Here is a 16,257-nt window from a genome sequence, read left to right as displayed (position 1 = left end):
CCGCTGTCGGCGTCGGCTCCGTACGAGGCGCCCATTCAAGATCATTTTCGGATCAGGGTTCCGGTGAGCGGGATGGGGCCGGCCGGGCGGTGGGTGCGGTGTGGGCGTCCAGCAGTTCGAGGAAGGCTTTGGCGGCGGCGGTGTGGCTGACCCGGCTCCAGACGACGTACTCGACACGGGTCGGGGCGTCGGTGACCTCGATGGTAGTGACGCCGGTGAGCTGGGGGGCGTAGGCGGACGGCAGCATGGCGATGCCCAGGCCCTGGCCGACCAGGCCGGCGGTCATGTAGGCGGTGGTGACCTCGAAGGCCACGTCGCGGGTCAGGCCGGCGGCGGCGAAGGCCTGGTCGGACTGGGCCCGGCCGGCGGTCTTGGCGGGCAGGTCGACGAACACTTCTTGGGCGAGGCGGCGCAGATCGACCGTGGGCTCCGTGGCCAGGAGGTGACCGGGGGCGACCACGGCGACGAGGCGGTCGTGGGCGAGGACCCGAGCGTGCACGCCCTCGGGGCGGGCGGTGGTGGGCAGGCCGAGGAAGGCCACCTCGATGGCGCCCTCCTTGACCTGCTCGACGAGGTCCTCGGAGGCGCCGGCGCGCAGACTGATCCGCACCGACGGGTAGCGCTGCCGGAAGTCGCGCAGGGCGCCGGGGATGTCGACGGCGGCGACGGTGGGGATCAGCCCCACGGCAAGGCGTCCGCGGATCTCGCCGACCGCGGCGGCGGCGTCCGCGGCGGCGCGCTCGGCGGCGTCCAGGCATTGGCGGGCGGCAGGCAGAAAGGCGGCGCCGGCGGGGGTGAGGCGCACCCGGCGGCTGGTGCGCTCGAACAGCTTCGTGCCCAGTTCCCGTTCCAGGCGAGCGATCTGATGGCTCAGGGCGGACTGGACCACAAGGCAGCGTTCCGCCGCGCGGGTGAAGCTGTTCGTCTCGGCGACCGCCACGACGTAGCGCATCTGCTGCAGTTCCACGGATCAATCTTGCATCGCGATCGGCGAGGTGACAAACATGCGTTGGACTCATCAATCGCGCGCGGCAAGACTCGGAGCGTGAGAGTGGACCAGCCGAACCCGGCGGAGACCGTTGCTGACATCTGGGTGGACCCGCGCTGCCCCTGGGCCTGGATCGCCGCCAACTGGCTGCGCGAGGTGGAACAGGTGCGGCCGGTGGTCGCGCGCTTCCACGTCATGAGCCTGTCGGTGCTCAACGAGGGGCGGGAGGTGCCGGAGCGGTACCGCGCCGCCATGGTCGAGGGCTGGGCCTCGGTGCGCGTGTGCATCGCCGCCGAGGAGCAGCACGGCCCCGAGGCGCTGCGGCGCCTCTACACCGCGATGGCCAACCGTATCCACCACGACAAGGCGGGCCTGGGGCGGGACATGATCCTCGCCGCCCTCGACGACGCCGGGCTGCCCGTGCACCTCGCCGACGCGGGGGACAGCACCGATCACGACAAGGCGTTGCGGGCCAGTCACGCCGCCGGTATGGAGCCGGTCGGGGTCGAGGTCGGTACGCCGGTCATCCACGTGCCAGGGGTCGAGGGTGAGTCGATCGCGTTCTTCGGCCCGGTGATGTCGCCGAGCCCGCGGGGTGAGGCGGCCGGGCGGTTGTGGGACGCGGTGATCGCCGCCGCCGGTACCGACGGCTTCTTCGAGCTCAAGCGCTCCCGGACTCGCGATCCCATCTTCGACTGAGGGCCAAAACACAAGAACCGAGCGCAAACGAACGAACTGAGCGTACAACAAACGAACACGGAGGGCGGCCCGGCAATGACAAGCGGCCGACAACTGCTCACCGCGGGCGTGACGGGGCTCGCGCCCGCGATCTGGGGAAGCACCTACCTCATCACCACCGAACTGCTACCGCCCGAACGGCCGCTGCTGGCCACCACCGTGCGGGCACTTCCCGGCGGGCTGATCCTGCTGGTGTTCCTACGCGAGTGGCCGGTCGGGATCTGGCTGTGGCGCGCCCTGGTACTGGGCACGCTCAACATCGGGGCGTTCAACTTCCTGCTGTTCGTCGCGGCCTACCGCCTGCCCGGCGGGGTGGCCGCGGTGATCATGGCGGTGCAGCCGATGATCGTGCTGATCCTGGCGGCGCTGCTCATGGGCGACCGGATCCGGTTCCCGCACGTGGTGGCGTGCCTTCTCGGCGCGGCCGGGGTGGTCCTGCTCGTGTTCCGCGGCTCGGCGACGCTCGATACCGTCGGCGTGCTCGCCGCCCTGGCCGCAGCGATCTGCATGGCCGTCGGCATCACGCTTACCAAGTTCTGGGGCCGGCCCGACGGGGTGCGGCTGCTGTCCTTCACCGGCTGGCAACTCGTCGCCGGCGGGCTCGTGGTGCTGCCGTTCACGCTGGTCTACGAGGGGCTGCCACACTCGCTCAGCCCGCGCAACGTCATCGGGTTCGCCTACCTGGTCACCCTCGGCGCCGTGCTCAGCTATGCGCTGTGGTTCCGGGGGATCGAGCGGCTGCCCGCGCTGGCCGTGTCGTTCCTCGCGCTGGGCAGCCCGATCGTGGCCACAATCCTCGGCTACGTGTTCCGGGACCAGACGTTCTCGCTGCTGCAACTGGTCGGCGTCGTCGCGATCATCGCCGCGGTACTGCTGGCACAGACCCAACCGGCGAAGCCTCGACGCCCACAGGACTCCCCGCAAAGCGACGGGGACCAGTCGTCGACTCCCCGGCTCCCGATCAGCGCCGGAGCCCCGCGGCCCGAACAACAAGGAAGAAGCAATGGTCACAAATGAGGCACAGTCACGCTCCATGGCGCGGGCGTGGCTCGGCGTCGCCGTCATCACCGCAAGCCTGTTCACCTTCGTCACCACCGAGCTGATGCCGGTGGGCCTGCTCACCCCGATCAGCAAGAATCTCGACGTGTCCGTCGGCATCGCCGGGCTCATGGTCACTCTCTACGGCATCTCGGCCGGCCTGGGCGTGCCGTTCATCGTCGCCTGGACCCGGCGGGTCAACCGGCGGGTACTGCTGTCGGTGCTGCTGGCCATCCTGGCCGTGGGCAACCTCGTGGTCGGCCTGGCCCCGAACTTCCCGCTGGTGCTGGGCACCCGGCTCATCATGGGCTTCGCCAACGGCGTGTTCTGGGCCATCGGCGTGAGCATGGCGATGCGCCTGGTGCCGGGCCACCTGGCCAGCCGGGCTTCCGCCGTGGCGCTGTCGGGCATTTCGATCGCCACGGTGGTGGGCATCCCGCTGGGCACCATGCTGGAGGAGCTGACGAGTTGGCGCGGCACGTTCCTGATCTGGAGCGGGCTGAGCACGCTGGTGTTCCTACTGGTCGCCACCGTGATCCCGTCGCTGCCGTCGGAAAACGCCGTGCCGGTGCGGGAGGTCTTCAACCTGCCGGTGAAGAACCGGCAGCTACGCGTGGTGATGTTCGCGGTGACGCTGTACGTGCTCGGCCACTTCGGGGCGTACACCTTCATCCGGCCGTATGCCGAGGAGAACACCGGCGTCTCGGCCGCGTTCATCAGCGTGCTGCTGGTGATCTACGGCATCGGCGGCGCCGTCGGCAATTTCGTCGCCGGCTACACGGTCACCAGGAACCTCCGGGCGAGCTTCGTCGTTGCGGTCGTCGGCATTGTGACAGCGATGCTGCTGCTGCTCGGCATCGGGCACACCCGCTTTGGGCTGATCCTGGCCGTGGTGCTGTGGGGCACGTCCTTCGGGGCCGCGAACCTGTGCCAGATCAACCTCATGCTCGGCGCGGCCCCCGACACGTTCGAGGCCGCGATGTCCATCAACACGCTGGGGTACAACACCTCGATCGCCCTCGGGGCGCTCTTCGGCGGGCTGTTCGCCGACCGCCTCGGGGTCGAGAGCGCGGTCTGGTTCGGCGTGGCGCTGGCCGCGGCCGCGTTGCTGACCACGCTCGCCACCGGCCGTAGCCGCAAGGCCGCCCCGGTCTCCTCCGAGGACGACGCCCTGACGACCACCGCCTGACAGGCTTTCCCGGCAACGGACCGGCGGCCGGCCCACCCCGAGGGCGGCCGCCGATCCGTGTCACGGCAACGGATCGGCGGCCGGCTTCAAAAGAACCTTTACGCGTGCCCATCGAAGAGGCCGGTGACCGAGCCGACCTCGAAGACCTCGCGGATGGCCCGCGCCAGTAGCGGGGCGATGGACAGCACGGTCAGCGTGGGGAACCGCTTGTCCGCCGGGATCGGCAGCGTGTTGGTGACGATGACCTCGCGGGCCCCGCACGTGGCCAGCACGGCCGCCGCCTGGTTGGACAGCACGCCGTGGGTGGCCACGATGATCACGTCCGCGGCGCCCTCGTCTAGCATCAGCCGGGCCGCCTTGGCGATGGTGCCGCCGGTGTCGATGAGGTCATCGATGACCACGCAGGTGCGGCCCTTCACGTCGCCCACGACCCGGTTGGCCACGACCTTGTTGGGGCGCAGCGGGTCCCGGGTCTTGTGGATGAACGCGATGGGCCGCCCGCCGAGCCGGTCGGACCACTTCTCCGCGAGCTTGGTCCGCCCCGAGTCGGGGGAGACCACGGTGACGTCGGCCCGGCCGTACCTGGTGTCGACATAGTCGGCAAGCAGGTTCTGGGCGAACAGGTGGTCGACCGGGCCGTCGAAGAAGCCCTGGATCTGGGCGGTGTGCAGGTCGACGGTCATGATCCGGTCGGCGCCCGCGGCCTTGAACATGTCGGCGATGAGCCGGGCTGAGATCGGCTCGCGGCCGCGGTGCTTCTTGTCCTGGCGAGAGTAGGCGTAGTACGGCATGATGGCCGTGATCTGCCGGACACTGGCCCGTTTCAGCGCATCCACCATGATGAGCTGCTCCATGAGCCAGGTGTTGATCGGCGCGCAATGGCTCTGCATGACGAACGCGTCGCTACCGCGTACCGACTCCTCGACCCGCACGAAGATCTCGCCGTTGGCGAAGTCGTAGACCGCCTGTGGGGTCAGCGACACGTCCAGGCACTCGGCCACCTCATCGGCGAGCTCGAGATGGCTGCGCCCGGCGACGAGGGTGAGGTTCTTGGCGTTCATGCGCCCGCCACCTCCGCGCGGTAGTGGGCGTGCGCCGCGGCGAGCCGGCCGCCGACCTCGGCCGTGCTGATGAGCACGGCCATGTTGGCCCGGGCCGAGCGGCCCTGGGTGGCCGCGTCGACGGCCCGCATGAGGTACTTCGTGATCGCCTGCCCCCGCACCCCGTCGCGCTCCGCGGCCGCGACGGCCTCGGCGATGGCGGCGTCGACCTCTTCGCTGCCGATCGCCTCCTCCGGCTTGACCGGTGTGGTGATGAGAAACCCGCCCTGGTGGCCCAGCGCCCAGTGGTGCTCGACGGCACGGGCGATGACGTCGTCGTCGTCCAGCCGCTGCGGGCTGCGCAAATCGCTGGAGAGGCAGTAGAAGGCCGGGAAGTCGTCCGAGCGGTAGGAGACCACCGGCACGCACTGGGTCTCGAGGTACTCCAGGGTGAGCCCCAGGTCGAGGATCTTCTTGGCCCCGGCGCACACGACCGCGACCTTCGAGCGGGTGAACTGGATCAGGTCGGAGGAGATGTCCATCGACGCCTGGGCGCCGCGGTGTACCCCGCCGATGCCAGCGGAGGAGAAGAACGGGATGCCGGCGAGTTCGGCCGCCACCACGGAGGAGGCGACCGTGAGCGCGCCCATCCCGCCGCCGGCCAGTACCAGGCCCATGTCCCGGCTGCTGACCTTAGGGATGCCCGGTGTGGCGGCGAACCGCTCGATGTCGGCGTCGGTCATGCCGACGACGATGCGGCCGGCGTCGATGGCGATGGTGGCCGGGACCGAGCCGCCGGCCCGGACGGCCCCTTCGACCTTCCGGGCGGTGGCGGCGTTCTCGGGGTACGGCAGGCCGTGCGTGATGACGTTGGACTCGAGCGCCACGACGGGCCGGCCGTCGTGGACCGCGTCGGCCACCTCGTCGCTGAAGACCAGGGGGATCTGCATGGCACGCACACCCGTCAGTTGTTGTCGAAGCTGTAGTTGGGCACCTTGCCGAGGATGTCCCGGCGGTTGACGATCTCCGGGATGTAGACCTTTTCTCGCCAGGCGGCCTGGTCGATGGGCTCGAACGCGATCGACACCACCCCGTCGTCGCAGCCGAATGCGTTCATCACCGCCGCGGTCACGGCCGTGATGAGTTCGGACTGCTGCTCGTCGCTGAGCTTCACGGGAAAGTACTTGATGTTGACGTGCGGCATGTTGTTCGCCTCTCCGATGTTGAGCCGCCGGCGGATGGCGGCCACGAGCTCGTCGATGCCCACCGGCCGCAACAGCGCGTAGTGGTCAGCCTGCAGCGACACGATGGTCGGCGCCGCGCTGGAGTAACCGCTGCTGCCGTCGAGGAACGAGTAGTCGTCGTCCCGGGCCTTGAAGATGGTGATCGGCGCGGCGATGCGCCGCTCGGTCAGCTCACGGAAGGAGTAGCTGAACTCGAACGTGGTGCGCACCACCCTGATGATCCGGTGCACCAGGTCGGGGTCGAGGTGGGCGAGGTTGGCGTTGAGGAACGCGGCGAGACGCTCGTCGTCGCGTGCCACGGTGAGGCACCGGTCCAGCAGCGGGCCGGTAATGGTGCCGGTGAAGACGGAGAACAGGATGGTCACGTAGGTCGGGTTGGCGTAGCTGGCGATCTGGTCCGGCCGGCCATCGCCGACCTTCGGGGCGCCGGGGGCGATCAGGAAGACGTGGTCGACCCTGCGCCCCGCCTGCTCAAGCTGATAGGCGGTCTCGAAGGCGACGCGGGCGCCGAAGGAGTATCCCCATAGCGTGATCGGGCCGTCCGGCTGCGCCCGCTTGATGATCTCGGCGTCGGCCGCGGCCATTTCGCGGATCGTCGGGTATGGCAGCTCGCCTGCGTTGATGCCGTGCGCCTGTACGCCGAAGAACGGCCGATGCGCGCCCATTCGCTCGGCCAGCAGGCGCAGGTTCATCGGGTAGCCGCCCAGCCCGGGCCAGCAGAAGATCGGCCGGCCGGGCCCGTCGGGCTGCAGCGGGACGAGCCGGGACAGCGGCTCGGCGTCGGCCCGCTCCAGCCGGCGGGCCAGCTTCTCGATGGTCGGGGCCTCGAAGAGCACCTGCAGCGGCAGTTCGGCCTGGAACTCGCGGTTGAGCCGGTTGACCAGCCCGACCGCGATGAGCGAGTTGCCGCCCGAGGCGAAGAAGTCGTCGAGCACCGAGACGCTGTCGCGCTTCATCGCCTGCTGCCACAGCTCGGCGATGCGCCGCTCGGCGTGGGTACGCGGGGCCACGAAGGGGTGGTCGCCGCGGTCGACGTCGGTAACCTTCGACTCGGCCAGCGCCTGTACGTCGATCTTGCCGTTGGCGGTGGTGGGCAGCGCGTCGAGGATGACGACCTTGTTCGGGATCATGTAGTGCGGCAGGAAGTTGATCAGGTCGTCGCGGATCATCTCGGCTGGGCCGCGCATGTGCACGATGTCCTCGTTCATGCCCTCGTGCCGGCGCTGCTCGTGGCTCACCCGCCCGCCGACGAAGAAGTACGACGGGCCGGTGTGCCGGCCCAGGCCGCGCAGGATGGCGTCGATGCGGCGGGCCGAGGGCAGATCGTCGCCGGAGTGCGAGCTGTAGCCGGCCGACATGAACCCGAGGTCGAGGTCGTTCATCGACAGCCGCTGCAGGGCGCGGCCGAGGTCGATGTAGCGGCGCCAGCCCGGGCCGGCCCGGCTGACCACGGTGATGCCGAGGCTGGCCCGGTCGTACACGGCCTGGTTGATCGCGATGACGTGCTTGCGCAGGACCAGTTCGTCGGAGACCGGGGTGAGCCCGCCGTGCTCGTAGGCGTACAGGCCCGCGGGCAGGCCGGCGACCTTGCCGGGGTGAGCCTGGACGTAGACGTCGAGCATGTCGTACGGGCGTGGGCCGGCGAACGGGACCCAGTCGAACGCGCCGAGGTAGTAGTCCTCGGCAGCCACGTCCAGGGCGGCCTTGGCCGCGGGGAGGAACGGGGCGTCGACGATCTCCAGGCCGTAGCCGGGCAGGATCTCCTCGAGCAGGGCGGCCATGTGGCCGGCCTCGATCTCCAGTACCTCCTGGATGTTGTTCTTGTAGACCGGCTCGATGGCCGCCTTCTTGCCCAGGAAGTGCAGCCGGACCCGGGCCTCGGGCGCGCCGGGCGCCTCGGTGATGAGCACGAGCCGGTGCTCGAGCGGGTGGAAGTAGTAGATGCCCGGGCGCAGCCCGCCGACGCCGGTGAGTTCCAGGTACACCTGTGTGGCGTACAGCGAGCCGGGGGAGGCGTAGGCATATTTCGGCAGGAGCCGTTCCGAGCTGAGGTGTGGTCCGAGGTACCGCAGGATCCCACCCAGTTCGGCGAGGCTGAGCTGCCCGGGCCCGCGCGGCGGCACCCCGGCGGCGCGCCGGTCGTGCAGCCGGCCGAGCAGCCGCAGCACGTCGCCCGCGGTGACCCCGCCGTCCTCGTAGAAGCGGTAGGTCTTGCGGGCGAACGCCGCCCGCCGCTGGGCCGGGTTCGCCACCCGGCCCGGCAGGTCGAGGGAGAACCGGTCGGCGAGCTGTGCGGCGTCGCGCAGTCCGGCGTTGGATAGCTGGGCCCGCACCTGCAGCTTGCTCTCCTTGGATTGGTGGTGCGCGCCGTGGTTGCCCTGGTCCATCAGGGCCGCCTCGCGCGGGTTGAGCTCCACGCAGGCGACCAGGTTCTGGTAGCCGGTGTGCGGGTCGGTCTTGACGAGCACCGCCGCGTGCCGGACCCAGCCGTGGGTCTCGATGGCCAGGCGGATCTCGTCGAGCTCGACCCGGAAGCCGCGTAGCTTGACCTGGTTGTCGGCCCGGCCAGCGAACTGCACCGTGCCGTCGGTGTTCCAGGAGGCGCGGTCGCCGGTGCGGAACAGCCGCTGTCCGGCCGGGCCGACCACGAACCGCTGCGCGGTCAGCTCCGGCCGGTGTAGGTAGCCGCGGGCCACCTGTACGCCGCCGATGCACAGCTCGCCGATCTCGCCGACGGCGACCGGGGCGCCCTTGTCGTCGAGAATGAGGTAGTCGGTGTCATGCACCGGGGCGCCGATCGAGATCGCGTTCGGTCCCTCGCCGACGGTGGCCGGGTCGACGGTGTAGGCCGAGGAGTTGATCGTGCACTCGGTCGGCCCGTAGAGGTTGACCAGCTCGCAGCCCGGCATGGCGGCGAGGAACGCCTGGGCGAGGGGCTTGGGCAGCACCTCGCCGCCGGCGAAGACCTGCCGCAGCGACTTGCACGACGGCAACTCGTCGGTGTCCAGCAGCGCCTGCAGCAGGGTCGGTACGCACTGCAGGGTGGTGACGTCGTGCGCGGTGATGGTCTCCAGCAGCCGCTCCGGGTCGCGGTAGATGCCCGGGGCGCCCATCACCACGGTCGCCCCGCACGCGGGGGCGAGGATCTCCCACTGAGCCGCGTCGAAGCTCATCGGGGTCTTCTGCAGCACGGTCTTGTCCGGGCCGATCCCGTGGGCGGCGGCGAGCCACCGCAACTGGCTCACGATGCTGCGGTGCTCGATCAGCACGCCCTTGGGTTTGCCCGTGGTGCCGGAGGTGTAGATGACGTAGGCCAGGTCCTGCGGGGCGGGGTCGGCGTCGCCGGGCACGAACCCGTCGGCGTCCTGCGGCGTGAGGATCGTCGTGCCCTCGGGAGCGAGCGCGGCGAGCCGGGCGGTGAGCCCCGGTTGGGCGAGGACGACCTTGGTACCGGAGTCCTCGATCATGTACCGCAGTCGCTCGTCCGGGTACTCCGGCGACAGCGGTAGGTAGGCGCCGCCGGCGCACAGGATGCCCCAGGCGCCGACCATGAGGTCAATGGAGGGCTCGACGAAGAGCCCGACGCACTCGTCGGCGGCGACGCCGAGGTGGTGCAGCCGACCGGCCAGCTCGGCGCTGCGCCCGGCCAGCTCGGCGAAGGTCAGACGGTCGCCGCCGGTGACGACCGCCGTGGCGTCGGGCCTGCGCCCGGCCTGCTCGCGCAGCAGGGCGGGAAGGCAGTCGGGTCTCATGTGGTGTCCCCCATGCGGCCGGTGTCGCCCATGCGGCGTAGGGCCGTGGCGACCGCGATCATCCGCCGGATCTGGTAGCCGATCGCGGCCTCGTTGTCGGCGGTGACGTTCTCGGCGAGGCGTCCGGGGACCGCCTTGGGGCCGGAGACGGAGCTGACGCCGTACGGGTTGCCGTTGCTCGGCGCGGTCTGGATGTCGTCGGCGACGCCGGGCGGCACGATGATGGCGCCCCAGTGGCAGAAGACGTTGTTCAGCGTCAGGATCGTGCTCTCCTGGCCGCCGTGCGGGGCGCCGGTCGAGGTGAACGCGGACATGACCTTGCCGGCCAGGCCGCCGCGGGCGTGCAGCGGCCAGGCCAGGTCGATGAAGTGCTTGAGCGGGGCGGCGATGAGGCCGAACCGGCCGGGACTGCCCCACAGGATGGCGTCGGCCCAGTCGAGGTCGTCGAGGCTCGCGGTCGGCTCGTTCTTGACCTTCTCGGCGTGCTCCTTCCAGGCCCGGGTCCATTCGACGAACGCCGGGGCGAGGGAGGCGTCGACGTATTCGGGCACGCGCAGCAGGCGGGCGTGCGCGCCGTGCTTCTCGGCCGCCTCGGCCGCGGCCGAGGCGAGGCGATGGACGTTGCCGGTGCCGGAGTAGTAGACGACGGCGACCCGGGTGGGATCCACAGTGGACATGGGTGCGCTCCTTCCGTTGTTCGGCGTCACGCCACGTCGGTACCGAAGTACCGGTCGCCGAAGTCGCCGATGCCCGGCAGCATGTAGGCGTTCTCGTTGAGCCGCTCCTCGATGGAGGAGGTGACCATCCGCACACGCGGGAAGCGCTCGCGAACGGCCGCGATTCCCTCCGGCGCCGACAGCAGGTTGACGAAGACGATGTGCTCCTGGGCCACGCCGGCGCCGATGAGTACATCGATCGCCGCCAGCGCGGTGCCGCCGGTGGCGAGCATCGGGTCCAGCAGCAGCACGTGCCGGTCGGCGAGGTCGGCCGGGAGCTTGGAGTAGTACAGCTTCGGCAGTTTCGTCACCGGGTCGCGCTGGATCAGGATCTTGCCGATCCGCACGCCCGGGGCGACCGCGCGCAGCCCGGCCTCCATGCTCTCGCCGGCCCGCGCGATGGAGACCCCGCAGATCGGCGGGGCGACGCGGGTGCCGTGGTAGGTGCGCCCGACCGGGGTCTGAACGTCGCGGGGCTCGAACGGCAGCAGCTCCAGGCCGGCCTCGACGAGCTGGCGGATGATCCGCCCGGAGGTGAGCACGAACGTGTCCCGGTCGACGCTGCGGTCACGTATGGTTGTGTGCAGCGCGCGCAGCCGCGGGGTCTGCGGCAGCAGGTGAAGCGTGGAGTCGTCGACGACGGTCATCGCGGGACCCCGGCGCCGATGCGGTTGAAAGCGCGGCGGGCCTCGGCGACGAATGTGCGCACCTTGAGCCGGTCCTTGCGGCCGGTGGCGTTCTCCAAGCCGGTGTGCGCGTCGACGGCGGCCGGGCGGACCTTCTCGATCGCCTCGGCGACGTTGTCCGGGCCGAGCCCGCCGGCCAGCATGAGCGGGCGCGGCGAGATGCGCACCAGCTCGGCGCTGACGTCCCAGTCGTGCACCAGGCCGGTGGCGCCCTTGGCACCGGTGGCCGGGTTGTAGGTGTCGGTGATGAACATGTCGACCCACTCGGCGGAGTCCTCGACGATCCCGGCGAGCTCGGTGATGTTGTCGGTCTTCACCACCAGGCTCTTGAGCACGTAGAGGTCCGGGGCGATACGCCGCAGCCGACGCAGTTCCGCGGGGGTGATGTCGCCGTGCATCTGGATGGCGCCGACGCCGAGCTCGGCGCAGAACGCCGCGGTCTCGTCAGCTTCGGTGAGATAGGTGATGATGACGCCCTTGCACTCCGGCTGGATCCGGCTGACGATCGCCTTGGCCTCGGCCTCGGAGAGATCCTCGTTCTTGGCGGGCAGGCGCAGCGCGAAGCCCAGCCAGTCCGCGCCCTCCTCGACGATGAGGTCGGCCTCGGCCTGGTCGATGACGCCGGCGACCTGGATCAAACCCTGCATGGTGTGCTCCTTCCGTTACGAGTTGGCGGCGGCCTTTTCGAGCTCCTCGACGACGAGCGCGGCGACGTGGGCGGCCGAGGCGGGGTTCTGCCCGGTGATCACCCGGCGGTCGCTCTCAGTGTGGGCGACGTAGTTGGGCGCCTTGGTGTGCCGAGCGCCTCGGGCCTTGAGCTGCTCCTCCAGCAGGAACGGCATGACGTGAACCAGGCCCAAGGACTGCTCCTCCTCGTTGGTGAAGGAGGCGACCCGCCGGCCGTCGACGAGATAGGCGCCGTCGGGCAGGCGGAGGTTGAGCAGCGCGGCCGGGCCGTGGCAGACGGCCGAGACGACGCCGCCGCGGGCGTAGATGTCCATGGCGAGGCGGGCGAGCTCCGACGAGTCGGGGAAGTCCCACATGGCGCCGTGGCCGCCGACGTAGAAGATGGCCGAGTAGGCGTCCGGGTCGACCTCGGCGGCGGGCCGGGTGGCGACGAGCTTGGCCCGGATCGCGTCGTCGGCGAGGAACGAGGCGACCTGGGGGTCGTTCTCCTCGCCCTCGAACACGACGGCGGGCGGCTCGCCGCCGCGCACGGAGACGAAGTCCACCTCGTTGCCGGTGGCGGTGAAGACGTAGTAGGGGTGGGCCGCCTCGGAGACGCTGTAGCCAGTGGGGCTGCCGGTGTCGCCGAGCACGGTGTGGCTGCTGACCGCGAGCAGGATCCTGGTCACGACGGTCGCTCCCTTCCGTATTGGTGTCCTATGTGGAATGTCCGGTGTGGACAAGGAACGACGGGCGCGGCCCGGCCGCGCCCGTCGGGGGCCTCAGTGCTTGTGCAGGAATTCGTTGACCAGCTTCATGAACTCGTCGGGCTGCTCGAACAGAACCATGTGGCCGCTGTCCATCTCGATATAGGACGAGTTGGGGATCGAGGCGTGCAGCTCCCGCGAGTGGTGGGTGGGCACCGCGGAGTCCGGCGAGGGGGCGACCACGAGGGTCTCCGCCTGGACCTTCTTCACCAGGTCCCGGATGTCCACCCGGATCAGCAGCTCGAGCTGCCGGACCCGGCCGTTGGACGGGCTGAGCTCGGCGCCGAGCCGGTCGACCTCGTCCAGGTTGGGCAGGGTGTTCAGGTAGCGGGGGCTGAACGCGGTGGTGGTGAGCACCCGGCCGAAGGCCACCGGGTCGTGCTTGAGGCTCAACGTCAGGCCGATGAGGTTGCGCATGTAGGTGTCGGTGCGCACCAGGCCGCCGACCGGAACCAGGCGGCGGATCAGGTCGGGCCGCAGGGCCGCGGCGGCCGCCACGACCGCGCCGCCGAGCGAGAAGCCCAGCAGGTCGACGGGCTTCTTGCCGTAGTCCTCGATGATGGCGTTGACCTGCTCGGCCAGGCCCTCGACGGTCAGGTCGGCGCCGTCGTCGGTAGCGGCCTCGCTGCCGGCCACGTCGACGAGGATGACGGTGTTGCGTTCGGCGAACTGGTCAACGAGGTGACCGAACGCGCTCTGTCCGCCCTTGCCGACGCCGTGCACCAACACCAGGTCCGGGCCGGACCCGGTTACCGTGTACTTCACCTGAGCGTTTCCTACGTTCACCGTGGGCATGGGTGACTCCCTTTCTGGATCGTGCTGTTGATTGCGGTCGGTCATTGCAGCGATCGCCGGTCGCGATAGATCACCGCGGCCCTTTTTTTGGATACGGCGGCGGCGATGATGAGTGGGAGGCCAGCGACCGGTGCCGATACTTACACAGTCAATTTCGGCCTGGCCATCCTTCGTGGACGGCAATTTGTTGCATGGCAGGAAGGGGAGTGCCGGGCACCGGCGCAGGTTGTGGCCGTGCAGGAACCTGATCCCCTCCCGCCGTGGACAGCGCGGTCTTCGACGGTAATTATCCGATCGGCCGATCGGCCCTTTTATCCAAAGATCCGCAGAATGTACATACGCAGCGTGACCGCGGTTGACGGGATCCGCTACGGCATGGGAGCATCAGGCCGATAGATTGACGACCTTAGGTGCGGGGGCCTCTTTGTCGTGCTAATTCCGATCCGGTGTATTGCGATATCGTCGGATGGCGGCGCCGTAGGGGATCAGGTCTGGGACGACGCGTGCCCTCGTGTATGAACTACTTTGGGAGCTTCACGATGGGAACGCACGACGCATCGATACCTCGCCTGGACGAGGAGACGCTCGCGCTCTATCGCCGCGTGCTCGAGATGGACCTGCTGGACGCCGCCGCCCTGGAGCAGGAGTTCGGCCCGGACGGCGCGCAGTGGGTGCTGGACAAGCTGGCCGAGGCTCACCTGGTGCGCCCCGTGCCCGACGCCGACGGCATGACGGTGCTGCGTCCGGACGTCGCGGCCTCGGCGATGATCGACCCTCTGGAGACGACGATCCGCAACGCGCAGTGGCGCATCAAGTGCATCTCGGGCCAGTTCGACCAGCTTATGGCCGTCTACCGCTCCACCGTGGAACGGCGCAACCAGCTTAACGGCGTGCTCGACACCATCACCGACCCCGACGCCGCCAATGTGCTCGTCACCGAGCACATCGCCGCCGCCCGCAAGGAGGTGCTGGTGATGTGCGGCACCGACCCGAAGGTCAAGCACCGGTTCACGCCGATCCTGCCCGCTGACGCCGCCCCGGCCCACGCCGGCGTCCGTCTCTGCGTGCTGCACCAGCATGCGGCTCGCTACCACCAGGCGGTGCAGGACCACGCGGCCGTCATCACCGGCGCGGGCGGGCAGGTGCGCACCATCGAGAAGCTGTGGAACCACACCTGCGTCATCGACCAGGAGATGGTGTTCATCTACGACCACACCGGCGTGGTGTCGGTCAGCCAGCCCGTGGTCGCCGCCGCGGTCGCCGCGCTGTTCGAGCAGAGCTGGAGCATGGCCAAGCCGTTCGACGGCCGCACCGTTTCCCGCTCCGAGGGACGGGAGCTCAGCGGCGACGTGCAGCGCGCGATCCTGTACTTCCTCGCCGAGGGCCTGCGCGACGAGCGCATCGCCCGCCAGATCGGGGTGTCGGTGCGCACCTGCCGCAGGCACATCGCCGAGGTGCTCGAGCAGCTCGGTGCGACCAGCCGCTTCCAGGCCGGCTACCTCGCTGCCAAGCACCACATCCTGGAACCCTCACGCTGAACCCGTGTCCGGCGGCCCGGGGTCGGCCGGACCGTGAAACCGTCCGGCCCGCGGTCCAGGGCCACCTGGCCTCTGTGGTTGAACCACTCGGCCGACGAGCGTGTCGCGCACTCCGCCGGGACGGCTTGTCAACGCCTCTCCCATACGTCGATCTCGCACTTGTGGTGCCACTTGAACGTTCGGACTTTTGGTGACGGTGACGCCGCAGGCCAGCAGCGAGACCGACTTAGACCTTGCAACTTTCCTGGTCCACGCTAAGCCGCAAAATACCCGTGGCCCGACCAGCCGATCTCGACGTCCCAACGGCTTGCCGCGATGCGATCGCGGCAGGCCGCAGGCCCAGGTATTGAAGTCCGAAAGTCGAGGTGTCATGAAACTCCCAACTCGTCCGGTTTTGTTAGGCGCCACAACTGCAAGATCGGCACTGTCGTGGGGTTTGACATGCGGGGGTTCCGAATTACGCACCACGCTCCGAAGTGAGGATTTCTTCGATCGGGACACCGATGAGAGTGCTGAGCCGGGTCTGGTCGTGATGGACGTGGCGCAGGAGACCGGATCGGCTCAACCGCGAGGATGCGGGCGCGCTCCGAGAATAGTCGTTCCCGTAGCTCATTCATTCATTCACTCATCTCCGGCAGTGAATTGGGTAGACAAAATCTCATCCGGTCATTCATTGGAAGACGTGAATCACCAGGCTGAAGACGGTCGCGGCGGCGATGGGTGTGCGAGTTACCTTCGCCGACGTCGACCTTGACCACCCAACCGGGCGGTCGGGGACCGCCAGCCTGCTGCGCTTGTGGCCCACAGCTACCAGGACCGACCATCGCGACGATCGTCAGCGTGCTGGGGACGAAGCGGATGCGGGACGACGCTTTCCGTACGGTCCAGGTGCTCAAGGGCGAGGACCGCGACCCGCCCACGATCGAGGACCCACCCCCGCGCAACCGTGGCCGGATGCGGCGGCGCTGAGCACCCCCAGGTCAACCTGATGGCACGAAGGCGATCCGGCCTGTGGTCGGCCTTCATGCCGTCCGGCTGACGGCAGCGTCCTGGTCGCGAACTTCGACGCCAACCCGACGCTGCTCGGCAAGCCCGGCGAT

Annotated in this window: 14 protein-coding genes; 5 read left to right on the top strand and 9 right to left on the bottom strand. The window is 69.4% G+C overall.

The annotated features are described in order from the left end of the window. Positions 1 to 52: 52 nt before the first annotated feature. Positions 53 to 967: a LysR family transcriptional regulator gene (locus Drose_RS28640; protein WP_260724403.1), complete on the bottom strand. Its 915-nt coding sequence runs from the start codon at positions 965 to 967 to the stop codon at positions 53 to 55. Positions 968 to 1,051: 84 nt separating this feature from the next. Here Drose_RS28640 and Drose_RS28635 point away from each other — a divergent pair, with 84 nt between their 5' ends. The 3 genes from Drose_RS28635 to Drose_RS28625 all read left to right on the top strand — a co-directional run bounded on the left by Drose_RS28635 (position 1,052) and on the right by Drose_RS28625 (position 3,953). Then, complete coding sequence (locus Drose_RS28635) at positions 1,052 to 1,687, top strand: mycothiol-dependent nitroreductase Rv2466c family protein (protein ID WP_260729836.1); 636 nt, start codon at positions 1,052 to 1,054, stop codon at positions 1,685 to 1,687. Between the two features lie 75 nt (positions 1,688 to 1,762). Beyond that, positions 1,763 to 2,743, top strand: coding sequence for a DMT family transporter (locus tag Drose_RS28630; protein WP_260724402.1), 981 nt, complete (start codon positions 1,763 to 1,765; stop codon positions 2,741 to 2,743). A 16-nt stretch (positions 2,744 to 2,759) separates the two neighbouring features. Then, positions 2,760 to 3,953, top strand: coding sequence for an MFS transporter (locus Drose_RS28625; protein WP_260724401.1), 1,194 nt, complete (start codon positions 2,760 to 2,762; stop codon positions 3,951 to 3,953). A gap of 98 nt (positions 3,954 to 4,051) precedes the next feature. Here Drose_RS28625 and Drose_RS28620 read toward each other — a convergent pair whose 3' ends face one another. The 8 genes from Drose_RS28620 to Drose_RS28585 all read right to left on the bottom strand — a co-directional run bounded on the left by Drose_RS28620 (position 4,052) and on the right by Drose_RS28585 (position 13,619). Next, complete coding sequence (locus tag Drose_RS28620) at positions 4,052 to 5,014, bottom strand: ribose-phosphate diphosphokinase (protein ID WP_260724400.1); 963 nt, start codon at positions 5,012 to 5,014, stop codon at positions 4,052 to 4,054. Further along, positions 5,011 to 5,943, bottom strand: a complete 933-nt coding sequence (locus Drose_RS28615; protein WP_260724399.1) for a pseudouridine-5'-phosphate glycosidase — start codon at positions 5,941 to 5,943, stop codon at positions 5,011 to 5,013. The genes Drose_RS28620 and Drose_RS28615 overlap by 4 nt, the downstream gene beginning before the upstream one ends. 14 nt (positions 5,944 to 5,957) lie before the next feature. Then, on the bottom strand, positions 5,958 to 9,989 hold the full coding sequence (locus Drose_RS28610; protein ID WP_260724398.1) for an amino acid adenylation domain-containing protein: 4,032 nt from the start codon (positions 9,987 to 9,989) through the stop codon (positions 5,958 to 5,960). After that, entirely contained in the window at positions 9,986 to 10,666 is a 681-nt protein-coding gene (locus tag Drose_RS28605) for an NAD(P)H-dependent oxidoreductase (RefSeq protein ID WP_260724397.1), read from the bottom strand. Before Drose_RS28605 ends, Drose_RS28610 begins: the two co-directional genes overlap by 4 nt. Before the next feature lie 26 nt (positions 10,667 to 10,692). After that, a complete protein-coding gene (upp, locus tag Drose_RS28600; protein ID WP_260724396.1) occupies positions 10,693 to 11,352 on the bottom strand; it encodes a uracil phosphoribosyltransferase in 660 nt (219 codons plus the stop codon). After that, the gene (locus Drose_RS28595; RefSeq protein WP_260724395.1) at positions 11,349 to 12,038 is read right to left on the bottom strand and encodes a phosphoribosylanthranilate isomerase; all 690 of its coding nucleotides are present in this window, start codon (positions 12,036 to 12,038) and stop codon (positions 11,349 to 11,351) included. Before Drose_RS28595 ends, upp begins: the two co-directional genes overlap by 4 nt. Positions 12,039 to 12,053: 15 nt before the next feature. Beyond that, entirely contained in the window at positions 12,054 to 12,746 is a 693-nt protein-coding gene (locus tag Drose_RS28590; RefSeq protein WP_260724394.1) for a type 1 glutamine amidotransferase domain-containing protein, read from the bottom strand. A gap of 93 nt (positions 12,747 to 12,839) precedes the next feature. Further along, entirely contained in the window at positions 12,840 to 13,619 is a 780-nt protein-coding gene (locus tag Drose_RS28585) for an alpha/beta fold hydrolase (protein ID WP_260724393.1), read from the bottom strand. Between the two features lie 539 nt (positions 13,620 to 14,158). Between Drose_RS28585 and Drose_RS28580 the strand changes: the two genes are divergently transcribed. Further along, complete coding sequence (locus Drose_RS28580; protein ID WP_260724392.1) at positions 14,159 to 15,157, top strand: helix-turn-helix transcriptional regulator; 999 nt, start codon at positions 14,159 to 14,161, stop codon at positions 15,155 to 15,157. Positions 15,158 to 15,997: 840 nt separating this feature from the next. Continuing rightward, a complete protein-coding gene (locus tag Drose_RS28575) occupies positions 15,998 to 16,126 on the top strand; it encodes a hypothetical protein (protein ID WP_260724391.1) in 129 nt (42 codons plus the stop codon). Positions 16,127 to 16,257 lie beyond the last annotated feature (131 nt).

The sequence above is a fragment of the Dactylosporangium roseum genome (assembly GCF_025264685.1).
GTDB lineage: Bacteria > Actinomycetota > Actinomycetes > Mycobacteriales > Micromonosporaceae > Dactylosporangium > Dactylosporangium roseum.
This window is presented reverse-complemented; position numbering and strand designations above follow the sequence as displayed.